General features: G+C 67.7%; 21 protein-coding genes and 1 tRNA gene. 14 read left to right on the top strand and 8 right to left on the bottom strand.

Going from position 1 to position 25,200, the window contains the following annotated elements; genetic code table 11:
• Positions 1–83: 83 nt before the first annotated feature.
• From MKD50_RS23765 to MKD50_RS23715, 11 genes are read left to right on the top strand one after another with little or no spacing between them, the layout of a single operon-like run.
• The gene (locus tag MKD50_RS23765) at positions 84–1,088 is read left to right on the top strand and encodes an ABC transporter permease (RefSeq protein WP_252668932.1); all 1,005 of its coding nucleotides are present in this window, start codon (positions 84–86) and stop codon (positions 1,086–1,088) included.
• Complete coding sequence (locus tag MKD50_RS23760; protein ID WP_115680127.1) at positions 1,085–1,924, top strand: ABC transporter permease; 840 nt, start codon at positions 1,085–1,087, stop codon at positions 1,922–1,924. The genes MKD50_RS23765 and MKD50_RS23760 overlap by 4 nt, the downstream gene beginning before the upstream one ends.
• A gap of 31 nt (positions 1,925–1,955) precedes the next feature.
• On the top strand, positions 1,956–3,593 hold the full coding sequence (locus MKD50_RS23755) for an ABC transporter ATP-binding protein (RefSeq protein ID WP_252668930.1): 1,638 nt from the start codon (positions 1,956–1,958) through the stop codon (positions 3,591–3,593).
• 52 nt (positions 3,594–3,645) lie between these two features.
• Positions 3,646–4,908 carry a 4-aminobutyrate--2-oxoglutarate transaminase gene (gene gabT, locus MKD50_RS23750; protein ID WP_252668928.1) on the top strand — a complete coding sequence of 421 codons (1,263 nt, stop codon included), beginning with the start codon at positions 3,646–3,648 and terminating at the stop codon, positions 4,906–4,908.
• A 35-nt stretch (positions 4,909–4,943) separates the two neighbouring features.
• Positions 4,944–6,413, top strand: a complete 1,470-nt coding sequence (gabD, locus tag MKD50_RS23745; RefSeq protein ID WP_252668926.1) for an NADP-dependent succinate-semialdehyde dehydrogenase — start codon at positions 4,944–4,946, stop codon at positions 6,411–6,413.
• Positions 6,410–6,742: a cupin domain-containing protein gene (locus MKD50_RS23740; protein ID WP_252668924.1), complete on the top strand. Its 333-nt coding sequence runs from the start codon at positions 6,410–6,412 to the stop codon at positions 6,740–6,742. Before gabD ends, MKD50_RS23740 begins: the two co-directional genes overlap by 4 nt.
• Entirely contained in the window at positions 6,739–8,451 is a 1,713-nt protein-coding gene (locus MKD50_RS23735; RefSeq protein WP_115706803.1) for a thiamine pyrophosphate-binding protein, read from the top strand. Before MKD50_RS23740 ends, MKD50_RS23735 begins: the two co-directional genes overlap by 4 nt.
• A gap of 33 nt (positions 8,452–8,484) precedes the next feature.
• The gene (locus MKD50_RS23730) at positions 8,485–9,558 is read left to right on the top strand and encodes a histone deacetylase family protein (protein ID WP_252668922.1); all 1,074 of its coding nucleotides are present in this window, start codon (positions 8,485–8,487) and stop codon (positions 9,556–9,558) included.
• Positions 9,559–9,589: 31 nt separating this feature from the next.
• Entirely contained in the window at positions 9,590–10,837 is a 1,248-nt protein-coding gene (locus MKD50_RS23725; protein ID WP_252668920.1) for a Zn-dependent hydrolase, read from the top strand.
• Positions 10,834–11,736: a DMT family transporter gene (locus tag MKD50_RS23720; RefSeq protein WP_252668918.1), complete on the top strand. Its 903-nt coding sequence runs from the start codon at positions 10,834–10,836 to the stop codon at positions 11,734–11,736. Before MKD50_RS23725 ends, MKD50_RS23720 begins: the two co-directional genes overlap by 4 nt.
• Positions 11,733–13,232 (top strand): aldehyde dehydrogenase, encoded by a 1,500-nt coding sequence (locus MKD50_RS23715; RefSeq protein ID WP_252668916.1) that lies wholly within the window; start codon positions 11,733–11,735, stop codon positions 13,230–13,232. The genes MKD50_RS23720 and MKD50_RS23715 overlap by 4 nt, the downstream gene beginning before the upstream one ends.
• A gap of 68 nt (positions 13,233–13,300) precedes the next feature.
• Here the strand turns inward: MKD50_RS23715 and MKD50_RS23710 are convergent, their stop codons facing one another.
• The 6 genes from MKD50_RS23710 to MKD50_RS23685 form a co-directional block, all read right to left on the bottom strand.
• Positions 13,301–14,170 carry a phosphodiesterase gene (locus MKD50_RS23710; RefSeq protein WP_252668914.1) on the bottom strand — a complete coding sequence of 290 codons (870 nt, stop codon included), beginning with the start codon at positions 14,168–14,170 and terminating at the stop codon, positions 13,301–13,303.
• Positions 14,167–15,252: an ABC transporter ATP-binding protein gene (locus tag MKD50_RS23705; RefSeq protein ID WP_115706809.1), complete on the bottom strand. Its 1,086-nt coding sequence runs from the start codon at positions 15,250–15,252 to the stop codon at positions 14,167–14,169. Before MKD50_RS23705 ends, MKD50_RS23710 begins: the two co-directional genes overlap by 4 nt.
• Positions 15,245–16,165 (bottom strand): ABC transporter permease, encoded by a 921-nt coding sequence (locus MKD50_RS23700; protein WP_115706810.1) that lies wholly within the window; start codon positions 16,163–16,165, stop codon positions 15,245–15,247. The genes MKD50_RS23705 and MKD50_RS23700 overlap by 8 nt, the downstream gene beginning before the upstream one ends.
• Positions 16,166–16,173: 8 nt before the next feature.
• On the bottom strand, positions 16,174–17,007 hold the full coding sequence (locus tag MKD50_RS23695) for an ABC transporter permease (RefSeq protein WP_062799089.1): 834 nt from the start codon (positions 17,005–17,007) through the stop codon (positions 16,174–16,176).
• A 55-nt stretch (positions 17,008–17,062) separates the two neighbouring features.
• The gene (locus MKD50_RS23690) at positions 17,063–18,085 is read right to left on the bottom strand and encodes an ABC transporter substrate-binding protein (RefSeq protein ID WP_240074445.1); all 1,023 of its coding nucleotides are present in this window, start codon (positions 18,083–18,085) and stop codon (positions 17,063–17,065) included.
• Positions 18,086–18,169: 84 nt separating this feature from the next.
• Complete coding sequence (locus MKD50_RS23685) at positions 18,170–19,255, bottom strand: LacI family DNA-binding transcriptional regulator (RefSeq protein WP_252668912.1); 1,086 nt, start codon at positions 19,253–19,255, stop codon at positions 18,170–18,172.
• A 388-nt stretch (positions 19,256–19,643) separates the two neighbouring features.
• Here MKD50_RS23685 and MKD50_RS23680 point away from each other — a divergent pair.
• Both MKD50_RS23680 and MKD50_RS23675 read left to right on the top strand, forming a co-directional pair.
• A tRNA-Asp gene (locus MKD50_RS23680) sits at positions 19,644–19,720 on the top strand.
• Between the two features lie 300 nt (positions 19,721–20,020).
• Positions 20,021–21,955, top strand: a complete 1,935-nt coding sequence (locus tag MKD50_RS23675) for a SurA N-terminal domain-containing protein (RefSeq protein WP_252668910.1) — start codon at positions 20,021–20,023, stop codon at positions 21,953–21,955.
• A gap of 72 nt (positions 21,956–22,027) precedes the next feature.
• Here MKD50_RS23675 and MKD50_RS23670 read toward each other — a convergent pair whose 3' ends face one another.
• The gene (locus MKD50_RS23670; protein ID WP_252668907.1) at positions 22,028–22,714 is read right to left on the bottom strand and encodes an arylesterase; all 687 of its coding nucleotides are present in this window, start codon (positions 22,712–22,714) and stop codon (positions 22,028–22,030) included.
• Between MKD50_RS23670 and MKD50_RS23665 the strand changes: the two genes are divergently transcribed.
• Entirely contained in the window at positions 22,713–23,411 is a 699-nt protein-coding gene (locus MKD50_RS23665; protein ID WP_115706816.1) for an ABC transporter ATP-binding protein, read from the top strand. The genes MKD50_RS23670 and MKD50_RS23665 overlap by 2 nt on opposite strands.
• Positions 23,412–23,414: 3 nt before the next feature.
• Here the strand turns inward: MKD50_RS23665 and pgi are convergent, their stop codons facing one another.
• Positions 23,415–25,058 (bottom strand): glucose-6-phosphate isomerase, encoded by a 1,644-nt coding sequence (gene pgi / locus MKD50_RS23660; RefSeq protein ID WP_252668905.1) that lies wholly within the window; start codon positions 25,056–25,058, stop codon positions 23,415–23,417.
• Positions 25,059–25,200 lie beyond the last annotated feature (142 nt).

The raw sequence follows: 25,200 nt of genomic DNA, 5'->3' as shown, positions 1-25,200 counted from the left end.
CCGCGCCCCGCAGGGGGAACGGCGAGGGCCAGCTGCATCCCAGTGCCGCGGTGGCCAGCCCGGCCGCCAGCGTGGAGCAAGCCGTGAACTTTCTATCCTTTCTTGGCGCTCGTCTCGGAAAGGCCGTCGTGGTCGTCCTTGGCGTGGTCGTCATCAATTTCTTCCTGATCCGGATGGCGCCGGGCGACCCTGCCACCGTGATGGCGGGCGAGGCCGGTGCCGGCGACGCCGCCTTCGTCAACCAACTGCGCGAACAGTTCGGGCTCGACAAGCCGGTGCTGACCCAGCTTGGCATCTATCTGAAGGGCGTGGCGCAGCTTGACCTGGGCTACTCGTACCGCAACCACCTGCCAGTGCTGGACCTGATCCTCGACCGTCTGCCCGCGACCTTCCTGCTGATGAGCGGGGCGTTTCTCTTTTCCATCGTGCTGGGCGTGCTGCTTGGCGTGATCGCGGCGCGCACCCGCTACGAGAACCGCCGCCGCTGGATCGACAGCGCGGTGATGTCGGGCGCGCTGCTGCTGTACGCGACGCCGCTGTTCTGGCTGTCGCTGATGGCCATCATCCTGTTTTCGGTGGTGCTGGGCTGGCTGCCGGCCTTCGGCATGGAGACCATCGGCGCCGGCTACACCGGCCTGGCCCGCGTCAAGGACGTGGCGCTGCACATGATCCTGCCTACGGTGTCGCTGGGCTGCTTCTTCATGGCCGTGTACGTGCGCCTGACGCGCGCTTCCATGCTGGAGGTGATGGGCATGGACTATGTGAAGACCGCGCGCGCCAAGGGCGTCCCGGCCGGCCGCGTGATCCGCGTGCATGTGCTGCGCAACGCGCTGCTGCCGGTGATCACCTTCGCCGGCATCCAGCTCGGCCAGATGGCCGGCGGCGCGGTGCTGACCGAAACCGTGTTCTCGTGGCCGGGCATCGGCCGGTTGATGTTCGATGCGCTGCTGCAGCGCGACTACCAGCTCCTGCTGGGCATCTTCTTCGTGACCTCGGCGCTGGTGGTGTTCTTCAATCTGGTGACCGACGTGATCTACCGCTTAATCGACCCGCGCATCGCCGCGGGCGGTAAGGGAGCCACCGCATGAAAGCCTTCCTGCAACGTTACTGCCGCAACTATGGCGCGGTGATCGGCCTGCTGGTGCTGTTGGGAGTATTGGCACTTGCCGTGCTTGCGCCGGTCTTCTACGAAGAGTCGCCGTGGCTGATGGTGGCCGAGCCGCTGGTGCAGCCGTTCACCGACCCGGCGCTGCCGTTCGGCACCGACATGCTGGGCCGCGACATCACCGCCGGCATGCTGTACGGCGCCCGCGTATCGCTGCTGGTCGGCGTGATCTCCACCGCGGTGGCGCTTGCCGTCGGCATCGCCGTGGGCGCGGTCGCAGGCTATTGCGGCGGCCGTGTCGACGATGCGCTGATGCGCATCACCGAGTTCTTCCAGACCATTCCGCAACTCGCGATGGCCGTGGTGATCGTGGCGATCTTCAATCCGTCGATCTATTCCATCGTCGCCGCCATCTCGGTGGTGTCGTGGCCGCCGGTGGCGCGCCTGGTGCGCGGCGAATTCCTGTCGCTCAAGCAGCGCGAATTCGTGCAGGCCGCGGTGGTGATCGGGCAGAAGCCGGTGCGCATCATCGCCACGCAGATCCTGCCCAATGCGATGTCGCCGATCATCGTCTCGGCGTCCTTCATGGTCGCCACCGCGATCCTGACGGAGTCGGCGCTGGCCTTCCTGGGCCTGGGCGACCGCAACATGATGAGCTGGGGCTTCATGATCGGCGCGGCGCGCACCATGATCCGCGAAGCGTGGTGGATGAGCGTGTGGCCCGGCGTGGCGATCCTGCTGACGGTGCTGTCGATCAACCTGATCGGCGAGGGCCTGAACGACGCCATGAACCCGCAGCTGCGCCGCCGCGGCGAGTGAGCGCCCGCCTGGACTAGCAAAGGACAAAGTGATGAAGACCAGCGACCAAGCGCCCCTGCTGTCGATCCGCGATCTGTCGATCGCGCTGCCCGCGGGCGGGGACCGGCCCTACGCGGTGCGCGATATCTCCTATGACCTGCATGCCGGCGAGATCCTCTGCATCGTCGGCGAATCGGGCTCGGGCAAGTCGATGAGCGCCAACGCCATCATGGGCCTGCTGCCAACCTACCTGAAGCCGGAGCAGGGCCAGATCCTGTTCAGGGGCCGCGACCTGCTGGCGCAGGACGAAGCCACGCTGCTCGGCATGCGTGGCAAGGACATGGCCATGGTGTTCCAGGAGCCGCTGTCCGCGCTGAACCCGGTGATGACCGTGGGCGACCAGATCGCCGAGGTCATGCGCGTGCACAACGCATGTCCGGGCGAGGCGCGTGCGCGCCGCGTGCTCGAACTGCTGGAGTTCGTCGGCCTGCCCGATCCCGCCACGCTGATGCATGCCTATCCGTTCCGCCTGTCCGGCGGCCAGCGCCAGCGCGTGGTGATTGCCATGGCGCTCGCGCTCGAACCGGCGCTGCTGATTGCCGACGAGCCGACCACCGCACTCGATGTCACCACGCAGGCGCAGATCCTGGACCTGATCCGCCGCATCCAGGCCGAGAAGGGCATGGGGGTGATGTTCGTGACCCACGACTTTGGCGTGGTGGCCGAGATCGCGGATCGCGTGGCGGTGATGGAGAAGGGCGTGCTGGTGGAGATGGGCAACGCCGACCAGGTCTTGAACCGCCCACAGCATCCCTATACCAGGCGCCTGATCGGCGCGGTGCCGCATGGCCGTGCCGGCGAGCGCGGGCGCAATGAGAGCGAAACCGTGCTGGAAGTGCGCGACCTGCGCAAGACCTATGTGACCGGCGGCGGGCTCTTCACCAAAAAGCGCGTGGTGCATGCGGTGGATGGCGTCAGCTTCACGGTGCGCCGTAGCGAAACGCTGGGCATCGTCGGCGAGTCCGGCTCGGGCAAGTCGACCATCGGCAAATGCCTGCTGCGCCTGACGGATATCGATGGCGGGGCGCTGATGTTCGACGGCCAGGACATCGCCCGACTGTCCGAGCGGCAGTTCCGACCGCTGCGCCGCGACGTGCAGATGATCTTCCAGGATCCGTTTGCCTCGCTCAATCCACGCCATACGGTGGGGCGCATCATCACCGATGGCCCGGTCGCCAATGGCGCGCCGCTGGCGGCCGCGCAGGCGCGTGCGCGTGAACTGCTGCAACTGGTGGGGCTGGAGGCGTCCGCGTTCGATCGCTATCCCAACCAGTTCTCCGGCGGCCAGCGGCAGCGCATCGGCATCGCGCGGGCACTGGCGCTCGAACCGAAGCTGCTGGTGGCCGACGAGTCGGTCTCGGCGCTCGATGTCTCGGTGCAGGCGCAGGTGCTGGAGCTGCTGGCCGACCTGCAGAAGCGCCTGAATATTGGCCTGATCTTTATTACCCATGACCTGCGCGTCGCCGCGCAAATTTGCCACCACGTGATCGTGATGCACAAGGGCCGCGTGGTCGAGTCCGGTCCGCCAGGGCAGATCTTCGATGCACCCCAGCACGCCTATACCCAGCGCCTGATCGGCGCGATTCCCGGCAAGGAATGGGATCCCACACTGATCCGCGCCGCCGCCTGAGCGGCGCGCGCACCCACCACGTCGCAACCGCGAAGACAAATTGGAGAGAAGTATGAAGAACGCCGAACTGGTTCGCCGCAAGGACGCCGCCACCCCGCGCGGCGTGGGCGTGATGTGCAATTTCTACGCCGAGCGCGCGCTGAATTCGGAAATCTGGGATGTCGAGGGCAAGCGCTACATCGACTTCGCCGCAGGCATCGCCGTGCTCAACACGGGCCACCGCCACCCGCGTCTGGTGGAGGCCGTCGAGCAGCAGCTCGGGCGCTTCACGCACACTGCCTACCAGATCGTTCCTTACGCCAGCTATATCGAGCTGGCCGAGAAGATCAACCGTCGTGCGCCGGGCCGCTCGGCCAAGAAGACCGCTTTCTTCACCACTGGCGCCGAGGCGGTGGAAAACGCCATCAAGATCGCCCGCGCCGCCACCGGCCGTCCCGGCGTGATCGCGTTTTCCGGCGGCTTCCACGGCCGCACCATGATGGGCATGGCGCTGACCGGAAAGGTCGCGCCGTACAAGACCGGCTTCGGGCCGTTCCCGGGCGAGGTCTACCACGCGCCGTATCCGTGCGCGCTGCACGGCGTCAGCACCGACGACTCGCTCAAGGCGCTGCAGCACTTGTTCAAGGCGGACATCGATCCCAAGCGCGTCGCCGCGATCATCTTCGAACCGGTTCAGGGCGAGGGCGGCTTCAACGTAGCGCCGGCGGACTTCGTGCGCGCGTTGCGCGCGGTCTGCGACGAGCACGGCATCCTGCTGATCGCCGACGAAGTGCAGACCGGCTTCGGCCGCACCGGCAAGCTGTTCGCGATGGAACACTACGACGTGGCGCCGGACCTGACCACCATGGCCAAGAGCCTGGCCGGCGGCATGCCGCTGTCGGCCGTGTGCGGCCGCGCCGAAGTGATGGACGCGCCCGCGCCCGGCGGGCTGGGTGGCACGTATGCCGGCAACCCGCTGGCGGTGGCTTCTGCGCTGGCAGTACTGGACGTGCTCGAAAGCGAAAAGCTGATCGAACGCGGCGCCGAACTGGGCCAGCGCTTGATGGCGCGCCTGCAAAGCCTGCGCCCGCGCGTGCCGCAGATCGCCGAAGTGCGCGGGGTTGGCGCAATGGTGGCGGTGGAATTCCGCCAGGCCGACGGCAGCCCCGATCCCGACTTTACGCGCACGGTGCAGAACCGCGCGCTGGAAAAGGGCCTGCTGCTGCTGTCGTGCGGCGTGTACGGCAACGTGATCCGCTTCCTGTTCCCGCTGACGATCGAGGACGCGGTGATGAACGAGGGCCTGGACATCCTGGCCGAGGCACTGACCCGCTGACCGGTCCACATCCATCGATACCGAAAAGACTACCCATGCAACTCAAGGACACCGGCCTGCTGCGCGCGCAGGCCTATATCGCCGGCAACTGGCAGGACGCCGACAGCGGCGCCACCTTCACCGTCACCAATCCCGCCAGCGGCGCCCTGATCGGCACCGTGCCCGGCATGGGCGCGGCCGAAACGCGCCGCGCCATCGACGCCGCGCAGGCGGCACAGGCAGGCTGGCGCCGCAAGACCGCGCGCGAGCGTGCTGCGGTGCTGCGCGCCTGGTACGAACTGATGCTGGCCAATGCCGACGACCTTGCGCTGCTGATGACCACCGAGCAAGGCAAGCCGCTGGCGGAAGCGAAGGGCGAAGTCGTCTATGCGGCTTCGTTCCTCGAATGGTTCGCCGAGGAAGCCAAGCGCGTCAGCGGCGACGTGCTGGCCACGCCCGCCAACGACAAGCGCCTGGTGGTGGTCAAGGAGCCGGTGGGCGTGTGCGCGGCGATCACGCCGTGGAACTTCCCGCTTGCCATGATCACCCGCAAGGCCGGCCCGGCGCTGGCGGCGGGCTGCGCCATGGTGCTCAAGCCGGCCGAAGACACGCCGCTGTCGGCGCTGGCACTGGCCGTGCTGGCCGAGCGTGCCGGAGTGCCGGCGGGCCTGTTCAGCGTGATCACCGGCGACGCCATTGCCATCGGCGGCGAGCTCACGGCTAACCCCGTGGTACGCAAGCTCAGCTTTACCGGCTCGACCGAGGTGGGCCGCATCCTGATGCGGCAGTCCGCCGACACCATCAAGAAGCTCTCGCTGGAACTCGGCGGCAACGCACCGTTCATCGTGTTCGATGATGCCGACCTCGACGCGGCGGTGGAGGGGGCCATCGCCTCCAAGTACCGCAACGCCGGCCAGACCTGCGTCTGCGCCAACCGGCTCTATGTCCACGACAAGGTCTATGACGCCTTTGCCGAAAAGCTGGTGGCCGCGGTGGCACAGCTGAAGGTCGGCTATGGCGTCGAGCCCGGGGTGCTGCAAGGACCGCTGATCAACGAGGACGCAGTGGCCAAGGTCGAGTCGCATATCGCCGACGCGCTTGGCAAGGGCGCGCGCCTGCTCACCGGCGGCAAGCGCCATGCGCTGGGCGGCACCTTCTTCGAACCAACCGTGCTGGCCGACGTGACTCCCGCCATGCGCGTGGCCCGGGAAGAAACCTTCGGCCCGCTGGCGCCGCTGTTCCGCTTTTCCACCGACGAGGAAGCGATCGCGATGGCCAACGATACCGAATTCGGCCTGGCCTCCTACTTCTTCAGCCGCGATATCGGCCGGGTCTGGCGCGTGGCCGAGGCGCTGGAATACGGCATGGTCGGCATCAATACCGGGCTGATCTCCAACGAAGTGGCGCCGTTCGGCGGCGTCAAGCAGTCGGGCTTGGGCCGCGAGGGCTCGAAGTACGGCCTCGACGAATACCTGGAAATCAAATACCTGTGCATGGGCGGGGTCGACCGCGGGGTGGGCCAATGAGCGCCCCGCAAGACCGGCCCAAGGCCGTCGGCACGGTGCAGGTCGACAACGAGCGCGTGGTCGTGACCGAGTGGCGTTTCGCGCCCGGCGCCGAGACCGGGCAGCATCGCCATGGCTACGACTACGTGGTAGTGCCGATGACCACTGGCGCGCTGCGACTGCAGACGCCGGCCGGCGAGGTCACCAGCCAGCTGGTCGCCGGCCAGGCTTACTACCGTCCTGCGGGCGTCGAGCACAACGTCATCAATGCCCACGAAGGCGAATGCGTGTTCGTGGAAATCGAGATCAAGCCGGCGGCCGGTGCCGCCGGCGGAGGAAGTTGCCAATGAGCCAAGCCAACCCCAAGCTGCGCGAGCGCAATGGCGGGCAGATCCTTGTCGAGCAGCTGCGCATCCAGGGCGTGCGGCGCGTATTCTTGGTTCCCGGCGAGAGCTACCTGCCTTGCATCGATGCGCTGTACGACCACCAGGACGCGATCACGCCGATCGTCTGCCGGCAGGAAAGCGGCGCCGGCTACATGGCCGAGGCCCACGGCAAGCTGACCGGCGAGCCCGGCGTTTGCTTCGTCACGCGCGGCCCCGGTGCCACCAATGCCAGCATCGCCGTGCACACCGCGTTCCAGGACTCCACGCCGATGATCCTGTTCGTGGGGCAGGTGGGCAACGATTTCTACGAGCGCGAAGCCTTCCAGGAAATCGACTACCGCCGCATGTTCGGCCAGATGGCCAAGTGGGTCGCGCAGATCGACCGCACCGACCGCATTCCCGAGTTCATCGCACGTGCCTTCGCGGTAGCGACCAGCGGCCGGCCCGGCCCGGTGGTGCTGGCGCTGCCGGAGGACACGCTGTGGGGCAAGGCCACCGTGGCCGACATGCCGCGCTACGTGCGCAGCCACTCGGCCCCGGCGCCGCACGCGCTGGCGTCGCTGGCCGCGATGCTGGAACAGGCCGAGCGCCCCTTCCTGATGATTGGTGGGTCCGGCTGGACCCCCGAGGCCATGCGGCAGATGGAAGGCTTCGCCGAACGCTTCGGCTTGCCGGTAGGGCTGGCGTGGCGCAGGCTGGAGTGTTTCGACAACCACCATCCCAACTACGCCGGCCACGTTGGCTGGGGCATGGGCGAGGCGTTACGTACCCGCATCCGCGAGTCGGACCTGTTGATCGCCGTCGGCACCCGCATGGGCGAGGCCACCACCGAGGGCTATACCGTGGTGGAAAGCCCGCTGCCGCGCCAGCGGCTGGTGCATGTGTATCCCGATCCGGAGGAACTGGGCCGCGTGTTCCGCGCGGAGGTGCCCATCGTCGCTGACGTCGTCTCGTTCGCGGCCGCGGTGGATGGCCTGCGCCCGTCGCGCGAACACAACCGCGCGGCGTTGGTGGAGCGCGCACGGCACGATTACCTCGACAGCCAGAATGCGCTGCCCGCCCCAGGCCCGCTGAACCTGAACCAGGCCGCCTGCCTTGTGCGCGAGCGCCTGCCCGAGGACGCCTGCATCACTGTCGGCGCCGGCAACTACGCGGTCTTTCCGCATACCTATTACCGCTACAAGGGCGTTGGCACCAGCCTTGCGCCCACCGTGGGTTCGATGGGCTACGGCCTGCCGGCGGCCATCTCGGCCAAGCTGGAGCATCCGGAACGCACCGTGGTCTGCTATGCGGGCGACGGCTGCTTCCAGATGAACCTGCAGGAGCTGGGCGTGGCCATGCAGTACCGCCTTGGCATCGTGGTGCTGGTGTTCAACAACGGCATCTGGGGCACGATCCGCGCCCACCAGGAACGCGAGTTCCCCGGCCGGACCATCGCGCTGGGCTTTGAGAACCCGGAGTTCGCAGAGCTTGCGCGCGCCTACCGCGGCTACGGCGAAGTGGTGGCCAGCGACGCCGAATTTGGCCCCGCGCTGGACCGCGCGCTCGACTTTGCCAGCACGCACAGCATGCCGGCGCTGCTGGAGCTGCGTTACGACCCCGACGGCATCGCGCCCGGCATGACCCTGTCCGGTATCCGCGCGGCGGCACTGGCGCGCCAGGCGGCTGGCTGAACCGGGGATTCCCTTCATAACAAGATCTAAACCATGCGTGCCTTCTTCTCGGATGATCAGTTGCTGCACGAGCCCCGCCAGTTCATGCGCGCGGGCCGGCTGTGCGCGCCGACCGACGTGCCGGCCCGCGCGGCGGCACTGCAGCGCGCGCTGGCCGCGCGCGGCATCGAACTGGCGGCGCCGCCCGATTGCGGGCGCGCGCCGCTGGAGGCGGTGCACAGTCCGGCCTATCTCGACTTCCTCGCGAGCGCCCACGCGCGCTGGCAGGAACTGGCGCGCCCCGGCTTCGAGCCGGGCATCGAGGTCCTGCCCAACCTGTCGCCGTATCACAACGGCAAGCTCGGCGAGCCGCGCCGACCTGAGTGCCCGACCGATTCGGTGATCGCGCAGGCGGGCTACTACCTGGGCGACCTCAGCTGCCCGCTCGGCCCGGACAGCTGGCGCGCGATCCTGCGCGGCGCGCACAGCGCGGTGGCGGCGGCGCGCCATGTGTGCGAGCGGCAGGACGGCGCCGGCATGGCCTACGCGCTGTGCCGCCCCTCCGGCCACCACGCCCACAGCGACCGCGCGGCAGGCTTCTGCTATGTCAACAACTCGGCCATCGCGGCACAGACGCTGCTGGCCCGCTTCGGCAAGGTGGCGGTGCTCGACGTCGATGCGCATCACGGGGACGGCACACAGCAAATTTTCTATCACCGCTCCGATGTGATGACGATTTCGCTGCATGCCGATCCTGCGGATTACTACCCGTTCTACACCGGCTATGCGAACGAGCGCGGCTATGGCGCGGGCTATGGCTACAACCTCAACTTCCCGCTGCCGCACGGCAGCGGCGACGCCGAGTTCCTGTCGGCGCTGGACGGCGCGCTGGACGCGCTGCGCGACTATCGTCCGCAGGCGGTGGTGCTGGCACTGGGCTTCGATACCTACGAGAACGATCCCATCAGCGTGCTGAAGGTCAGCATGGATGGCTACCGCGGCATCGGCGAACGCATCCATGCGCTGGGCCTGCCGACGGTAGTGGTGCAGGAGGGCGGCTACGAGGTCGAGGCCATCGGGCGCGGGCTGGATGCATTCCTGGCAGGTTTCGCGCCTGCGACCGCATGAGAGCGCAACCACCAATACTGGGAGAACTGCAATGACTAGCAAGATCGCCATCAACGGCCAGCGCCTGTGGCAATCGCTGATGGACCTGGCGCGGATCGGCGCTACGCCGAAGGGCGGCAATGCGCGACTGGCGCTGACCGCGCTCGACGGCCAGGGCCGCGACCTGGTATGCGGCTGGATGCGCGACGCGGGCCTGACCGTGACGGTGGACCGCGTCGGCAATATCTTCGGGCGCCGCGCCGGGCGCAACCATGCGCTGCCGCCGGTGATGACCGGCAGCCATATCGATACGCAGCCGACCGGCGGCAAGTTCGACGGCTGCTTCGGCGTGCTGGCCGGGCTGGAAGTCATGCGCACGCTCAACGACCATGGCGTGACCACTGAAGCGCCGCTCGAACTGGCCATCTGGACCAACGAGGAAGGCACCCGCTTCGTGCCGGTGATGATGGGTTCCGGCGTGTTCGCGGGCATCTTCCCGCTGCAGACCGCGCTGGACGCCACCGATACCGAAGGCAAGCGCGTGGCGGACGAACTGCGGGCCATCGGCTATGCCGGCACCGACAAAGTGGGCGGGCGCCCGGTGGGAGCGTACTTCGAGGCGCATATCGAACAGGGCCCGGTGCTGGAAGCGGCGGACAACGTGATCGGCGTGGTCACCGGTTCGCTCGGGCTGCGGTGGTACGACGTGACCGTGACCGGCATGGAAGCGCACGCCGGCCCCACGCCGATGCCGCTGCGCCGTGACGCGCTCTATGGCGCCACCCACGTGATGCAGGAAGTGGTGCGCATCGCCCACGACTTCGCGCCGCACGGCCGCGGTACGGTGGGCGTGGTCAATCTCCACCCCGGCTCGCGCAACGTGATCCCCGGGGCGGTGAAGTTCACGGTCGACCTGCGCCATGAAGACGCCGGCAAGCTGGCCGAGATGGATGCCCGCTTCCGCGCCGCGTGCGAGGCGCTGGCACAGGGCAAGACCACCGGTGCCACCTTCGACGTGAAGGTTGACGATGTGCAGTATTTCCCGCCAACCCCGTTCGCGCCGGAACTGGTCGACCACGTGCGCCGCGAGGCCATCGCGCGCGGCTACAGCCAGCAGAATATCGTCACTGGCGCTGGCCATGATGCCGTCTACATGGCGAGCGTGACCCCGACCGCGATGATCTTCGTGCCCTGCAAGGACGGCATCAGCCACAACGAAGTGGAAGATGCCAGCCCCGAGCACCTGGAAGCCGGCGCCAACGTGCTGCTCGGTGCAATGGTCGCGCAGGCTGGCGCATGACCGCCGCGGCGCGGGGTGGGTCGGACTGGTGGCGTGGCGGGCTGCTGTTCCTGTGCGTGGTGACGCTGTTCGCTACCGTGGACGCCACCGCCAAGCACCTGGTCGGCCGATATCCCGCGCCGTTTCTCAATGCTGTGCGCTACGGCGCCACGCTTGCGGTAGCGGTGGCTATGCTAGCCAGCTCCGGCCAGTTGCGCTTCTGGAACACCCCGCACCGCGGCCTGCTGATGCTGCGAGGTCTGATGCTCGCTGTGGTCGGCACCTGCTTCATGACCGCGCTGCTGTGGATGCCGCTGGCCGAGGCCACGGCCATCTATTTCATGGCGCCGCTGATGGTGGTGGGCCTGTCTCCGTGGATGCTGCGCGAGAAGGTCGGCCCGCGCCAGTGGCTGGCGGTAGGCGCGGGCTTCTGCGGCATGCTGCTGATCGTACGCCCCGGTGGCGCGGTGTCGTGGCTTGGCACCGTGCTGATGCTGGCCGCCACGCTGGCCTACGCCATGCTGCAACTGCTGACGCGGCGCATGGCGAGGCAGGTCGATGCGCGCGTGCAGTACGGTTTTGCCGCGCTGATCTGCATGGTCGCCACCGGCGTGCCGGCGCCGTTCTTCCCGCCGCCGGTCTGGCCCGACCTGGCCGACTGGCTGGCGATCCTGGCCATGGGCCTGATGAGCGCGGCGGCGCAGGTGCTGCTGATCCTGGCGCTGCAGCGCGCCCCGGCATCGCGGCTGGCACCGCTGAACTATTTCCACCTGCTGCTGGCACTGGTCTACAGCGCGCTGTGGTTCGGCCGCTGGCCCGACGCGCTGGCGCTGGCCGGCATCGCCCTGATCGTAGTCGCGGGCCTGACGCAGACGCTGCCGTCGCCCGCGGCCCTGTCAACCAAACGAGGAACCCCATGAGCGAAACACGCGACCTGTCTTACTGGCAGGCCCGGGCAGCCGCGCTGCGCCCGCAAAGTCGCGCCTGCATCGGCGGCGCATGGACCGACGCCGCCGACGGCGCCACCTTCGACACCATCAACCCCGCCACCGGCGCGGTGCTGGCCAAGGTGGCGGCATGCGGCGCGGCGGACGTCGACCGTGCCGTCGCGGCGGCGCGCCAGGCCTTCGAACAAGGCGTCTGGTCCGGACTGCCGCCGCGCGAGCGCAAGGCCGTGCTGCTGCGACTGGCCGCGCTGATCGAAACGCACCGAGAGGAACTGGCCCTGCTGGAAACGCTGGACATGGGCAAGCCCATCGGCGACACGCTGGCCTACGACATTCCGGAAGCGGCGCGCACGTTCGCGTGGTACGCCGAAGCCATCGACAAGATCTACGACGAAATCGCCCCCACCGGCGGCAACGTGCTCGCCACCATCACGCGCGAGCCGCTTGGCGTGGTGGCGGCTGTAGTGCCATGGAACTATCCGCTGTTGATGGGCAGCTGGAAGGTCGCGCCCGCGCTGGCTGCCGGCAACAGCGTCATCCTCAAGCCGGCCGAGCAGTCGCCGCTGACGGCGCTGCGGCTCGCCGAGCTGGCGGCGGAGGCCGGGATTCCCCCCGGCGTGTTCAGCGTCGTGCCCGGACTGGGCCCACAAGCCGGGCAGGCGCTTGGCCTGCACCCCGACGTGGATTGCATCGCCTTCACGGGCTCCACGGCCACCGGCAAGCGCTTCATGGAGTATTCCGGCCAGTCCAACCTGAAGCGTGTCTGTCTCGAATGCGGCGGCAAGTCGCCGCACATTGTGTTCGACGACTGCCCCGACCTCGAGCGCGCCGCGCAGGCCGCTGCCATCGGCATCTTCAACAACCAGGGCGAGATCTGCATCGCCGGCTCGCGTCTTTATGTCCAGCGCGCTATCTATGAGCCGTTCATGGAGAAGCTGGAGGCGTATGCCCGGGAAATGCAGCCCGGCGACCCGCTCGACCCGGCCTCTGCCATGGGCGCTATCGTCGACGCGCGCCAGCTCGACCGCGTGATGTCCTATGTGGACGGCGGGCAGCGCGAAGGGGCGAGCTTGCGTCTGGGCGGCGAACGCGTCCGCACGGACACCGGGGGCTATTTCCTGCAGCCGACCATCTTCGAGTGCCCGAGCCAGTCGCTCAGCATCGTGCGCGAGGAGATCTTTGGACCGGTGCTGGCCGTGACGATGTTTGATACCGAGGAGGAAGTGGTGCGCATGGCCAACGACTCGCCTTATGGGCTCGGCTCAGGGTTGTGGACCGCCAACCTGTCACGCGCACACCGTGTCTCGCGTCGGCTGCGGGCCGGGCTGGTGTGGGTCAACTGCTATATGGACGGCGATATCACGGTGCCGTTTGGCGGAGTCAAGCAATCGGGTTCCGGGCGCGACAAGTCGTTGCATGCGCTGGACAAATACAGCGATCTGAAGACTACGTGGATCAGGCTGGAGTAAGGCCCGGCAATCACTGGGTCGGAAATGGAGGGTGAATCCGGCAATGGCGCCGGCTGCCGGGCGGTGCCTCAGTCGATCAGCTTCCCCTGTGCATCGAAGAACGGATACGCAGGTCCGTGGTCCCCGATTGCGACGGCATGGGTTACCAGTCCGTGCACGGGATGCCACCAGTGCAGCAGCAGGCCCGGCGGCTCCATGCGGAAGCGCGAAGCCGCCTGCGGGTCGAGGTCCAGCGCGACCTGGTGCGCCGGGCCGGGCGCGGTCATGGCGATGGTGCCGCCGAAGCGCCGGGTGATATGCCGATGCAGATGGCCGCACAGCACTCGCTCCACCTGTGGATGGCGCCGCACCACGGCTTCGAGCAGCGCGGCGTTTTCCAGGCCCTGCCGGTCCATATGGCCGATGCCGGTGTGGAAAGGCGGGTGATGCAGCATCAGCAGGGTGGGGCGCTGCGGGGCGGCGGCCAGCGCGGCTTCCAGCCATGGCAGCGCATCCGGGTCCACGCGCCCGCCGCTATGGCCGGGGACGGTGCAGTCGAAGGCGATCAGCGTCAAGGGCCCACCGTCGATGCGGTAATGGACCGGGGCGTCGGCATCGCCCGCGGCGAACAGATAGGCGTGACCGGGGTGGTCTGCGAAGACGCGGCGCAGTGCGCCGCGGCTGTCGTGATTGCCCGGCATCAGCCGCACCGGCATCGGCAAGGATTCCAGGATCCCTCGCAGAAAGCGATATTCATCCTCGCTGCCGAAGTCGACCAGGTCGCCGGTCACCACCGCAACGTCGGGGCGCTGAGGCAACGCCAGCAGCGTGTCGATGCACTGGCGCAGGGCGCCTGCGGTATCCACGCGCCGGTAGGAGAGCCTGCCGCCCGCCTTGATATGCAGGTCCGTGATGTGGGCGACGAGGTAGGGAGTGGCCTGGGGGGCGCTCTGCATCATGCCGCGCTCCCTACTGACACGGAGGGCGCAGCAGGCACCGTCAACAGATGGCCGGTATCGATGCGCAGGCCAACGCGGTCGCCGGCTACCCAGCGGTCGCGTCGCGCGGTATCGAGCACGATCGGGGCAGGTGCGCCGACATCGACCAGCAGCCGGGTCGCATGGCCGAGGAACAGGGCCGTGATGACACTGCCGGCCACATGGACGTCGGGTGCATTGGGTGCGTCGGCCAGCGCTACGTCCTCGGGCCGGAACATCAGCTCCACCTGCGCCATCTCGAGGTGCCGCGGCTCGCGCGGCAATGCGCCACCAGGCACGCGCCATACCTGGTGATCCGCAGCCGCCGGCAAGCGATTCATCGTGCCGATGAAGTCCGCGACGAAGGCATTGGCCGGATGCCGGTAGATGTCCTGCGGCGTGCCGCTTTGCGCGATGTGCCCCTTGTCCATCACGATGATCCGGTCGCCAAGCGCCATTGCCTCGGCCTGGTCGTGCGTGACATACACGGTGGTGATGCGCAGGCTGCGCAGCAGCTGGTTGATGTCGGCGCGCAGCGCATCACGCAGCTTGGCATCGAGCGCCGTCAGCGGTTCGTCCAGCAGCAGCACACGCGGCTGCACGGCGATGGCGCGCGCCAGCGCCACGCGCTGGCGCTGGCCCCCGGACAGCTGGTCGACGCGCCGGTTGGCGAAGGCGCCCAGCTGCATCATGGCGAGCATGTCGTCGACCCGACGCCGGCGGGTCTGGGCGTCGACCTTGCGCACGCGCAGGCCATAGCCGATATTCTCGGCCACGGTCATATTGGGGAACAGGGCATAGTTCTGGAACACCATGCCGACGCCGCGCTGCTCGATCGGCAGATGCGTGACCGCCGCGCCGCCGAACAGGACCTCGCCGCCCGTATCGGGAAATTCCAGCCCCGCGATCATCCGCAGCGTGGTGGTCTTGCCGCAGCCGGACGGACCGAGCAGCACGACAGTCTCGCCGGCACCGATGTCCAGATCCAGCGGCTCGAGCGCGCGCGTGCCGTCGGCGAACGTCTTGCCGCATTGACGCAGGGCGATGGTGGTGGGCTCATGCATGGCGGGGGGCCTCCGTCTGTGGCTGGGACTGCGGCGTGCTGTCCGATGCGGCTGGCGAGTTCAGCGAAGTGGTGACCGTGCCGGCGAACGGCATGGGCGTGTCCTGTACCGGATGTCGTTGGGCCCGCGCACCCAGCGCGGACACGATTTGCATGATCACCAGCAGCGGAATGATCATCAGGAAAAACACGATGGTGTAGGCAGAGCCGATCTCCAGGCGCATCGAGGCATAACTGTCGGCGAGTCCGACCGGAAGCGTCTGCGTGGTGGGCGTATGGAGCATCCATGTCAGATTGAATTCGCCGACCGAAAGCGTCACGACCATCAGCGCGCCGGCGAGAATCCCTTGCCGGCAATTGGGCAGCACCACGGTGAAAAAACGCTGCAGGCGTGTCGCGCCGAGGCTGGCGGCGGCGTCCTCGAGCGTGCGGATGTCGATGGCGGACATGATGGCCAGCACCGAGCGCACCATGAAGGGCAGGGTGAACAGCACATGCCCGATCAGGATGAAGACCCAACTGGTGCGCAGCCAGGGCAGGCCTCCATACAGCAGGATCAGGCCGAGTGCCGTCGCAAGTCCGGGAATCGCCACCGGCAACATCAGCAATTCTTCGATCAGCCGGGTCACGCGGCTACGGCGCAGCGCCATGTAATAGGCGGCCGGAACGCCAAGCACCAGCGTGCAGGCCAGGCACGCCAGCGCGATCCATAGCGACAGGAAGATGGTGTTGCGGTACAGCGCCCACACTTCCTCGACCCAGCGCGTGGTCAGGCCGCTCTGCAGCCCGACGAAGATATTGCTGGTGAGGCCGGCCAGCACCGACAGCGCCACGGGGACGGTCATGAACGCGCAAACGGCGAGCGTCAGGGCGAGTTGCGCCCAATAGGCGGAGCCGCGACGGTTGGTCTTCATGCTTGCTCCTACGCGGTGGCGGCAACCGCGTTGCCGGAAAGATGACGCGCCACTGCCAGCAGCGCCCAGGTCACGACCCCAAGCAGGATGGATAGTGCGGCGGCCATGCCGAAGTTGGCGTAGTTGGTGAACTCGTTGTAGATGGTGAGCGGCAACACATCGAGTTGCGTAGCAAGGGTGAAGGCGGTGCCGAACGCGCCCATGCTGGTGGCGAAGCAGATCGCTCCGCTGGAGATCAGCGCAGGCATCAGCGCCGGCAGCATCACGTCGCGCACCACGCGCCACCGGCCGGCGCCCAGTGAGCGGGCCGCTTCCTCCAGCGAGGCGTCGAGTTTTTCGACCGCCGCCATCACGGTCAGGATCACGCGTGGAATGGAGAAATACAGGTAGCCGACAAACAACCCGGCCATGCCATAAGCAAAGGTCCAGCGCTCGCCGGCGAGCAGGTCGCCCACCGATGCGAGCAGGCCGTTGCGGCCGCCCAGCATGATGACCATGAACCCGATCACCACGCCGGGAAAGGCCAGCGGAAAGGTCAGCATGGCGACCAGCACCGGCTTGCCCGGCACCGGATGCCGCTGCAGGAAGGTCCCCGCCACGCCCGCGATTGCCAGCGTGGCCAGCGTCACCGAGGCCGACAACAGCACCGTGGACAGCAGGCTGTGCAGATAGCGCGGGCTGGACAGCACGGTCCAGTAGACTCCCGCGCCGTTTTCCCCCGCCACGCTGACCGCCAGCAGTTTGGCCATCGGCAGGCAGAAGAATGCCAGGAACACGATCAGCGCCGGCAGCGCGAAGACGATCAGCGTGCGGGCGGTTGGCGCAGTGGTGCGACGGCGCATGGGTTTCTCCATCTTGAGGCGACTGGCCGGGGCCGACGCGCGCCCCGGCGCGACGTCAGCGCACTTCCTTCAGGTACTGGTCGCTGAAGGCCTTTTGCACTTCGGCCATCTTGCCGTAGTCGATGGTCTTCGCACGCGCATAGTCCGAGGCCGGCAGGAAGCGGGATTCCACTTCCCTGGATACGGCCTTGGTCCGTACCGGGCGCAGATAGGCATTGGCCCACAGCGACTGGCCGGCGTCGGACAGCACGAAGTCCAGCACCTTGCGGGCTTCCGCAGGGTGCGGTGCCTTGTTGACCATGCTCATGACGTAGGGCACCACCAGCGAGCCCTCCCTGGGAATCACGAAGGCGACGTTGGCGCGATCCTTGTAGCGCGCGCGATAGGCGTTGAAGTCGTAGTCCAGCAGGATCGGGATTTCGCCGGACAGCACGCGCGCGTACGCGGTCTGCTTCGGCACGATGGGCTGGTTCTTCTGCAGGTCCTTGAAGAACTTGAGGGCCGGGCCGAAGTTGTCCAGCGAGCCGCCCAGCGCCTGGTTGATCGCCACCGCGCCCACATAGCCGACAAAGGCGCTGGCCGGGTCGAGATAGCCAACCATGCCCTTGTACTCGGGCTTCTGCAGGTCGGCCCATGACTGCGGCACCGGTTTGCCGCGCAACGCGTCGACATTGACCATCAGGCCCAGCGTGCCCGAATGGATGGCAAACCAGTGGCCCTGCGGGTCCTTCAGGCCGTCGGGGATGTCATTCCAGTTGGCAGGCTTGTAGGGAGCCGTCACGCCTTCCTTCTGGGCCTGGATGCCGAAGGTCACGCCGTAATACACCACGTCGGCCACCGGATTGGCCCTTTCCGCGACGATCTGGGCCAGCGACTGGCCCGAGTTCTTGTTGTCGTGCGGCACCGTGACGCCGGTTTTTTCCTTGATCGCGCGGATCTGCGCCGCCCAGTCCGCCCATTCCGGCGGGCAGTTGTAGCAGATTGCCGTTTGCGCGGCCGCGGCGTGGCTGAATACGACCGCGCCAACCGTCGGCAGCAGCCAGCGCAAGCGGCGCAGCCAGGACGAAGTCGATTGCATGATGCACTCCTTTTCTAGATACGACGGTGGTGGAAAACGGCGTGGGACGAGGCCAATGTCGGTGCTGCTTCGGTTGCCGTGCCGCTAAGCCGGTGGCCCGACGGTAGCGCCTTCGCGCAGCGCGTGCGGCAGCAGCGTCGCGCGCGGCCAGCGGGGCTCAGGCGCGGCCCCGGCGCTGGCAGGCTCCAGCCGCGCCAGCAGGCAGCCCAGCGCGCGGGCACCGATCTCGTTGTTGGGCTGCGCCACAGTGGACAGCGGCGGCTCCAGCAACTGGCCGAGTTCGATGCCGTCGTAGCCGAGCACGGATACATCGCCGGGCACGGACAGTCCCAGGCGCTTCAGGATGGAAATCACGCCGATCGCCAGCATGTCGTTGGTACAAAACAGCGCGGTGGGCGCGGATGGCGCTGTGACGAAGCGCCGGATGCGCTCGACCTCCGCCGGCGTGTGCGTGGGCGTATGGGCGGGCAGGGACAGCGGCGGCAACGGTGGCAGGCCATGCGCGCGCATCGCGTCCTGGTAACCCATGTGGCGCTGCCTGGCGCGGTCCGACGCGACGAAGGCGCCCGATACCACCGAGATGCGCCGATGCCCGGCAGCGATCAGCGTCTCGACGCCGGCGCGCGCGCTGACGCGATTGTCCACCGATACCGAATAGCGTTTGCCCCGGCGCGCTCCCTGGTTGTACGCAAGGACATAAGGCACGCCTTCGTCATCCAGCTGGTCCAGCACTGCGCTGCGGGCGGCATCGGCCACCGTCAGCACCATGCCGTCGACGCGGTGACGCAGCAGGTATTCGATCCGCTCGCGTTCGCGGGCCGGGTCGTAGCGGCTGGTCACGAGCATCAGCGAATAGCCTTGCGCCAGCGCGGCCTCCTCGATGCCGCGCCAGCATTCGGCAAACACTGCATTCTCGAGCGTCGGCAGCATGACCCCCACGATGCGCGAGCGCTGGGCCCGCAGCTTGGCACCCAGCAGGTTGGGGCGAAAGCCAAGCTCACCCGCCGCCTGCAATACGCGCTCGGCGGTGTCGTGGCGGACCAGCTCCGGATTGCTGAACACGCGCGAGGCAGTCGCCAGCGACACGCTCGCGGCCTTGGCGACATTCACCAGGGTCGCGCCATTGGATGGCGCGGGCGGAGCGGCGAGGGCGGTGGCATTGCGGCGCATTGGGCAGGAATCGGAATCAGTGCAGGAGTTGTGCAGGAGTCGGTGCAGAAAAAAATGAAAACGTTTTCATTCAAGCCGCAAAAAAACGGGTGTCAAGGACAACCGTTGGTGCGGTGCGCCGCAAAACCGCCGGCGGGGCCATGCGAGTGGCCTGGAAGGCCGCATGAGGGCAATTGTGCGGGGCGCAAGTGACAGCGGGATGACACTAATGGCGAGGGATGCGCCACGGAGCCCTCGCTTGAGTGGTCGCGGCTAACTTGATGGAGGCCCGCACGAGGACCAAATTTAAACGTGGCCCCGTATTGCGCTGGCCCGGGAACATACGCTATAGTTCGGCCTCTCTGCTGCAGCGCAGGTACGAAAGTGGGCTGCAGCAGGCACCGACACAGGAGTGGTAGTTCAGTCGGTTAGAATACCGGCCTGTCACGCCGGGGGTCGCGGGTTCGAGTCCCGTCCACTCCGCCAGTATCAAGAAACGCCCGCATCGCGGGCGTTTTTCATTTTTGCGGAGTGGAGGAAGCCGCCTGCGCGGCTTCCGGCGGGAATCGAAGGGCTGCGCTTGCCAGCGCAGCCGCGGCCCGCGGGACGTGGGCGAGTCCCGTCCACTCCGCCAGTATCAAGAAACGCCCGCATCGCGGGCGTTTTTCATTTGCGCCTTGGCTTCGCTGCGCCATGTTCGCCACCCTGCACAAAGGGCGCTTGCCCACCGGCTCCTGATAGAATCGCGGAGTTTGTCTTTCGTGCCAATCCACTACCCGAATCCGCATGCTTGATTTCGTACGCAACAACCGGCGCCTGATGCTCTTGCTGCTGCTGGTGCTTGTTTTCCCGTCGTTCGTATTCTTCGGCGTGGAAAGCTATTCGCGCTTCATGGACAGCTCGCACGATGCCGCCAAGGTCGACGGCCGGGCCATCAGCGTGCAGGAGGTCGACAACGTGGTGCGCGACCAGAGCGAGCGCGCGCGCCAGATCCTGGGCGCCAACTATGACCCGCGCCAGTTCGAAGGCCCGGAGGCGCGCAAGACCGTGCTCGAGCAACTGATCCAGCAGCGCGTGCTGGCCAATGCGGTGACCAGCGAGCACCTGACGGTGTCGGACGCCAGGCTGCTCGAAGAGATCAGCAACCTGCCTGCGATCGCGCAGCTGCCGCGCGGCAAGGATGGCAAGATCGACGACAAGGCATACCTGCAACTGCTGCAGTCGCAGGGGATGACCCCCGAGCAGTTCGATGCGCGCATGCGTTTCGAGCTGGCCACGCAGCAGCTGGGCGGGTCGATTGCCGCCACCGCGTTCGTACCGAAGTCGCTGATCGAGCGCCTGATGGCGGTGCGCGACCAGCAGCGCGAGGTGCAGGCGCTGCTGTTCAAGCCGGCTGGCTACACCGCCAAGGTGCAGCCCGACGCCGCCGCGCTGAAGGCCTACTATGACAGCCACCAGCAGGACTTCTCGGTGCCGGAGCAGGCCAAGGTGGAATACCTGGTGCTGTCGGGCGAGGCGCTGGCCGCGTCGCAGGCGGTGACGCCGGAAGAACTGAAGTCGTACTACGAGAGCAATATCGCGCGCTTTCGCGTCGACGAGCAGCGCCGCGCCAGCCACATCCTGATCAGCGCGCCGAAGGAGGCGCCGGCGGCGCAGCGCCAGGCGGCCAAGGACAAGGCGACCAAGCTGCTGGAAGAAGTGCGCAAGCATCCGGACAGCTTCGCCGACGTCGCGCGCAAGAACTCGCAGGATCCGGGTTCGGCCGAGAAGGGCGGCGACCTCGGCTTCATGGGCCGCGGCGCGCTGGTCAAGCCGTTCGAGGACGCCATGTACGCGCTCAAGGAAGGCCAGATCAGCGACGTGGTCGAGACCGACTTCGGCTACCACATCATCAAGCTGACCGGCACCAAGCCCGCGGAAACCAGGCCGCTCGAGGCCGTGCGCACCGAGCTGGAAGCGGAGCTGCGCAAGCAGTTCGCCGACAAGAAGTTTGCCGAGCAGGCCGATGCCTTCGGCAATACCGTCTACGAGCAGGCCGACAGCCTCAAGCCCGCCGCCGACAAGTTCAAGCTGACCATCCAGACCGCCGACCACGTCACGCGCCAGCCGAATCCGGCGCTGGGCGCGCAGAGCCCGCTGAACCACGAGAAGCTGCTCAAGGCGCTGTTCAGCGACGACGCGATCAAGAACAAGCGCAACACCGAAGCGGTGCAGGTCGCCCCCAACACGCTGGTGGCCGCGCGCATCGTCGAGTACCGCCCGGCGACCGTGCGCAAGTTCGAGGAGGTGGAAGCGCAGGTGCGCGAGGGCTATATCGCCCAGCAGGCGGCGGCACTGGCGCGCAAGGATGGCGAGGCGCGCCTGGCCGCGCTGAAGCAGGCCGACAGTGCCGAGGGCTTTGGCCCGGCGCAGACGGTGTCGCGCCCCAAGGCCGAGGGCATGACGCCGCAGGCCGTGGAAGCCGTGATGCGCGCCGATGCCGCCAAGCTGCCGGCGCTGGTCGGTGTCGACCTGGGCGCGCAGGGCTATGCGGTCTATCGCATCACCAAGGTCAGCCAGCCGGCGCAGGCCGATCCGGCCCGCCGCCAGGCCGAGGCGCAGCAGCTGGCGCAGCTGGCCGGCCAGACCGACCTGCAGGCCTTCTATGAAAGCCTGAAGGCGCGCTCCAAGGTCAAGCTGCTGACGCCGGCGGGCGCGACGCAGGAGCAGGGCGCGGAGTGATCCGCGCCAGGCCGGCGCTACGCAGCCCATGCCGAGAACAAAAACCCCTGCCAGGCAGGGGTTTTTTTATGGTCACTTCGCGGCGCTGCGCTTGAGCAGTGGCTTGAGCTGCGGCCACACCGTGTCGAGCAATGCGGGCTGCGCCGCGGCGGTCGGGTGGATGCGGTCAGGCTGGAACCAGTCCTGCCGCGCGATCACCTGGTCGAGGAAGAAGGGCACCAGCCGCACCTTGTATTCGCCCGCCAGCCGGGGATAGAGCGAGACGAACTTTTCGGTGTAGTCCTGGCCATAGTTGGGCGGGATGCGCATGCCGATCAGCAATACGCTGGCGCCGGCCTGCTGCGCCGTGGTGACCAGGTTGCGCAGGTTGGCCTCGGTGGACTGCAGCGGCAAGCCGCGCAGCGCGTCGTTGGCGCCGAGCTCGATCACCACGACGGCGGGGCGGTGCCGCGTGAGCAGTTCGGGCAGGCGGGTCTTGCCGCCGATGGTGGTCTCGCCGCTGATGCTCGCATTGACGACGCTATAATCGAAGCGCTCTTGCCGCAGCCGGTCCTGCAGCAGCCTGACCCAGCCCGCGCCGCGCGCGATGCCGTATTCGGCCGACAGGCTGTCGCCCAATACCAGCAGCGCGGGGGCGCTGGCCTGGGCCGCGGTCTTGGCCGGAGCCTGGGCCCGCACCGCTGCGGCAGCCGCAATCGCCAGCGTCATGCCGGCTGCCAGCAGCAGCCTGCGCTTTTTCCCTCGGATCCCTATATCCATGTCTTCTTCCATTCTTGCAGTCGAATCCCTTGGAAAGACCGTGGCCGACACGACCGGTTCGCTGACGATTTTGCACGACGTGACGTTTTCCGTCACGCCGGGCGAAACGCTCGCCATCGTGGGCGCGTCCGGATCCGGCAAGTCGACGCTGCTGGGGCTGCTGGCCGGGCTGGACCTGCCCAGCACCGGCACGGTGCGGCTGCAGGGCCAGGACCTGTACGCGCTGGACGAGGACCAGCGCGCCGCGGTGCGCGGCCGGCATGTCGGCTTCGTGTTCCAGTCGTTCCAGCTGGTGGGCCACCTGACCGCGCTGGAAAACGTGATGCTGCCGCTGGAGCTGCGCGGCGAAACCGCGCAGGTGCGCGAGCGCGCGGTCGACATGCTGCAGCGCGTGGGCCTGGGCGCGCGCCTGGGCCACTACCCGCGCACGCTGTCGGGCGGCGAGCAGCAGCGCGTGGCGCTGGCGCGCGCCTTCGTCGCGCGCCCTGACATCCTGTTCGCCGATGAACCGACCGGCAGCCTCGATACCGCCACCGGCGAAGCGGTGATCGCGCTGATGTTCGAACTGAACCGCGATGCCGGCTCGACGCTGGTGCTGGTCACGCACGACCGCTCGGTGGCGTCGCGCTGCGGGCGCGTGCTGACCATCGACGCCGGCCGCGTGGCCAGCGACGAATGGCTCGGCCTTGAGGTCTAGCGGCTAGCTGGCCGCGCCCGCCTGCAGCACCGCGCGGGCACGCGCGATCAGCGCGGCGGTGGAGGCATCGTGCTGGCCGGTGGCGGTGCCGGCCAGTTCGGCCTCGATCGGCCGCGCCAGGATCTTGCCCAGCTCGACGCCCCACTGGTCGAACGAGTTGATGCGCCACACCACGCCCTGCACGAAGGTGCGGTGCTCGTACAGCGCAATCAGCGCGCCCAGCACATTGGGCGTCAGGTCCTCCATCAGCAGCGTGTTGCTGGGGCGGTTGCCGTCGAACACCATATGCGCGATGCGCACCTCGTCCTTCAGCCCGCCGGCGCGCAGCTCGTCGGCGCTGCGTCCGCGCATCAGCGCCTCGGCCTGCGCGAAGCAATTGGCCAGCAGCTTGGCGTGATGGCCGGGCAGCCGGCGCGGCGGCACCAGCGGCGCGACGAAATCCACCGGCACCACCTGCGAGCCCTGGTGGATCTGCTGGAAATAGGCGTGCTGGCCGTTGGTGCCGGCCGTGCCCCACACCACCGGCGAGGTATGCGTGCGGATGGGCTGGCCATCGAGCTGCACCGACTTGCCGTTGCTCTCCATCTCCAGCTGCTGCAGGAAGGCGGGGAACAGCTCCAGCGAGGTGGAGTAGGGCGCCATGCAACTGGTGGGCAGGTTCCAGAAATTGCGGTACCAGATGCCCAGCATGCCGAGGATCACCGGCATGTTGCGCTCCAGCGGCGCGCTGCGGAAATGCTCGTCCATCGCGCGCCCGCCGGCGAGGAGGTCGGCAAAGGCATCGAAGCCCACCGCCAGCGTGATCGACAGGCCCACCGACGACCACAGCGAAAAGCGCCCGCCGATCCAGTCCCAGAACTCGAACATATTGGCCGGGTCGATGCCGAATTCGCGCACCGCCTCGGTGTTGGTCGAGACCGCGACGAAGTGCTTGGCCAGGTCCGGCTCAGGCACGCCGCCGGCGACAAACCACGCGCGCGCGCTGTGCGCGTTGGCCATGGTCTCGAGCGTGGTGAAGGTCTTGGAGCAGACGATCACCAGGGTCCGCTGCGGATCCAGCCGCACCAGGGTCTCGGCCAGGTCGGTGCCGTCGACGTTGGAGACGAAGTGCATGCGCGGCGCGGTGTTGCCATCCGCATCGGCGAGATGCGACAGCGCCCGGCACACCATGCGTGGCCCCAGGTCGGAGCCGCCGATGCCGATGTTGATGACATCGGTGATGCGCTCGCCGGTCGCGCCCTTCCAGGCGCCGCTGCGCACGCGCGCGGAGAAATCGCGCATGCGCGCCAGCACCTGCTGGATGGCCGGCACCACGGCTTCGCCGTCGACCTTGTAGCCAGCGCCGGCGGTGGCGCGCAGCGCCACGTGCAGGGCCGCGCGGTCTTCGGTGGTGTTGATATGCTCGCCCGCGAACATCGCGTCGCGGCGCCGCGTGACGCCGGCCTCGGCCGCCAGCTGCATCAGCAGGCTCATGGTCTGCGGCGTGATGCGGTTCTTCGAGTAATCGAGATAGAGGCCGGCGGCCTCGACCGAGCATTGCGCGACGCGCTGTGCGCCTTCGCGATCGAACCAGTCGCGCATCTGGGCGTCGCGAAGGGTGTCATGGTGTCGCAGCAGGGCGTTCCAGGCGTGAAGGTCAGTGGGCATGCAGGACTGGCGTGCAGGACTAGCGGGGTTGCGGGGCGCGAGCCGCGTGGCATTGCCGGCTTGCAAGACGGAGCGGTAAGTATATCGCCGGTGATCGCGGCATCGAGGCTTGCGGCGGCGTCATATCGTTACCACTTGCAAC

The organism is Cupriavidus mimosae (assembly GCF_023952485.1).
Taxonomy (GTDB): Bacteria; Pseudomonadota; Gammaproteobacteria; order Burkholderiales; family Burkholderiaceae; genus Cupriavidus; species Cupriavidus taiwanensis_C.
Note: the sequence above shows the minus strand (reverse complement) of the source record. Positions and strands in the feature narration are given on the sequence as shown.